Annotated in this window: 2 protein-coding genes; both read right to left on the reverse strand. The window is 54.6% G+C overall.

Features of this window, described 5'->3' with window-relative positions; genetic code table 11:
- A partial coding sequence (locus ACOCD2_RS15955; protein ID WP_419625783.1) for a restriction endonuclease subunit S occupies positions 1–842 on the reverse strand: 842 nt, incomplete at its 3' end.
- A 2-nt stretch (positions 843–844) separates the two neighbouring features.
- Positions 845–2,401 (reverse strand): type I restriction-modification system subunit M, encoded by a 1,557-nt coding sequence (locus ACOCD2_RS15960; RefSeq protein ID WP_295513290.1) that lies wholly within the window; start codon positions 2,399–2,401, stop codon positions 845–847.
- Between the last annotated feature and the right edge of the window lie 375 nt (positions 2,402–2,776).

Genomic DNA, 2,776 nt, shown 5'->3' on the forward strand with positions numbered 1-2,776 from the left:
CTGCTTGTATTAGACCTTAATAACTGCGTTCCATCAGCCCCACACGCAAACGGGAAGTCTATAAACTTCAATATCCTGGTGTGATCTCCGAAAACAATGATCGGTAACGGATCGTTGTGCAACGCATCAGGATCACATGTAAATCCGCCAACAAAGTCCTTGCCTTGATCGACCACAGGTATTTCACCCTCCAGTTGGTAATCTTGCTTCTTGATCTTCTTCTTGCGTTTTATCTTCTCCAGCAACTCGCCAACTTTGACTATATCCCACCCCTCCGGAGTTTCCCCCAGCGGGGAATCGACCATGCGCACCTTCGCGTGGCAGGGGAAGCGGAACTTGACGAACCATTCGCGGTAGATGTTCTGGGCTATCTCCTCCAGGATCTTGATGCGCCTCAGGTTGTTCTCGATCAGGTCGTCGTAGGCGGAGAGGATGGCGGCGATTTTTTGTTGGACACGCAACTCAGGAACTGGCGCTTCAATTTGTTTGAGAACTGTCTGAGTAAGCAGCGGTTGGGCAGCTCCACCCGCCCATCGGTTCAAATTCAGGTCACGCAAGAGGTATGACAAGAAACGTATGTCAAAGGCATCATCCTTCGGGTAGGCCACAATCGTGTTATCTGATGCCCAGAACTTACCAGGACAAAATGCGACGGAGCCGCAATACGCCCCTACGCGCCCAAGAATAATTGTATTTTCCTCCCGATACTCAGGGCTTCCACCAATCAAACCATTGGAACCATAAGCTGGGAATTCCCCTTCTGTTTCCGGCTTAATCGACTTCCCGTTCTTGAATCTCAGAACATCACCGAGAGGTTTGACTGAATACGTTTCTACTGCCATATTCAAACTCCCTCCATGATTGCTGAAACATTCTTAGCAATCCTTTCTTCCAACTCCCGTGCCTCGTTGTGCAGAACCTCCAACTCCTCGTTCAGCTCCTCCAGCCGCACAAAGAAGTCGAAATCGTCCTCCTCCCGCGCTGCCACGCCCACGTAGCGCCCCGGGTTGAGGCTCCAGCCCTGGACCTCGATCTCGGCGAGGATCGCCACCTTGCACAGGCCGGGCACGTCCTGGTACTGCCCATCCGGGAACTTCTCTTCCAGCATCTCGGCGCTGTCGTGCAGGTTCTCCGGCTCTTCGCCCCGGTAGAGGCGCACGATATTGGCCAGGAACTCGATCTGTTCGGGGGTGAAGTCGCGGTGGGCGCGGTCGAGCTGGCGGTAGATGTGGCGGGCGTCGATGAAGAGCACGGTATCTTCGCATTCGGTGCCACGCTTGCCATTGTCAAGGAACCAGAGGGTGCAGGGCAAGGTGACGGTGTAGAAGAAGTTGGAGCCGATTGCCACCATCACGTCCACGGCCTTGGCCTGGATGAGCTGCTTGCAGATCTCCAGCTCCGAAGTGCGGGCATCGGAGGCCGAGTTGGCCATGACGAAGCCAGCCCGGCCGGTGTCGTTCAGGGTGCTATAGAAGTTCTGAATCCACAGGTAGTTGGCGTTGTCCACGCGGGGCATGCCGAAGGGAAAGCGCAGATCGTCCTTGAGGCGTTCCTTGTCCACCCGGCCCACGTTGAAGGGCGGATTGGCCATCACGAAGTCGAACTTGCCCACAGAGTTGTGCAGGTCTTCGTAGTAGGTATTGCCCTGCCGGATGTCACCGGCCAGGCCATGTACGGCCAGGTTCATCTTCGCCAGCCGCACCGTTTCGGCCACCCGTTCCTGGCCATAGATGCTGATCGCCTCCATGGCATTGGCCTTGTGCTCTCTCACAAACCGTGCGGATTGCACGAACATGCCACCTGAGCCACAGGCCGGGTCGAAGATACGCCCGTGGAAGGGTTCGATGATCTCGACGATGAGCTTGACGATGCTGGTGGGAGTGTAGAACTCGCCGCCCTTCTGCCCCTCGGTCATGGCGAACTTGCCAAGGAAGTATTCGTAGACCTTGCCGAAGGCATCTCCCTCCATATCCATGGGAATGGAACCCATCATCTTGAGCAGTTCCACCAGAATCCGGTTTTCCAGACGATTGTAGGTCTTGGGCAGCACGTCCCTGAGATCCGGGTTTTCAGCCTCGATGGCACGCATGGCATCATTGATCGCCTGGCCGATATTCTCCCCCTCCGGGAGGTTCATCAGGTTCTCGAAGCGTGCTTCTTCCGGAAGATAGAGCACGCCCATGGCCTGGTAGCGCTCCTTGTTGCTGCTACTGCTCCGCCGGCCTTTCCCCTGCTTGCCGATCTGTTTCTGCGCTTCCGAGAACTTGGCATCCGCAAAGCGCAGGAAGATCAGCCCCAGCACAGGTATGGAGTATTCTGAAGCCTTCAGTTTGGAGTTGGCCCGCAGTTCGTCTGCAGCGCCCCAGAGGCGTGATTCGAGATCCTTGTTGTTATTGGTCATACTGTTCCACTAAACCCTTCGTTTTTACACTAGGCGTCAGGTTCCATGTGATCATATTCCAAGGTTGTGGCCCCCGGTTTTGATGTCACCTGTCAGTTTCGATACCTTCACGATGGTTCGCACCACTTCTCATGCTGCACTGTCAGCTTCCTGCCAATCGATTCGCATTGCTGCGGCACACACAACTATGTTGACAAACTCCGATGGAGGTAGGTCGAAAACTGCTTTCAGTTATAACTCATCGACTATTGATTGCTGTCGGGTACCATGTGATTATATTCCAAAAAGGAGCTATCTTTTGTTCCGAACCCGCCAGATATTGAACGACTGGCTCACGCAAAACCTGGAGGAAGCATAACGCCATGGTTATCCATC

This window comes from Thiolapillus sp. (genome assembly GCF_048562965.1).
In the GTDB taxonomy this organism is placed as follows: Bacteria; Pseudomonadota; Gammaproteobacteria; order Chromatiales; family Chromatiaceae; genus Thiolapillus; species Thiolapillus brandeum_A.

Coding starts and splice junctions, on each gene's coding strand:
- ACOCD2_RS15960 (WP_295513290.1), bottom strand. CDS start 2,401: ATGACCAATAACAACAAGGATCTCGAATCACGCCTCTGGGGCGCTGCA.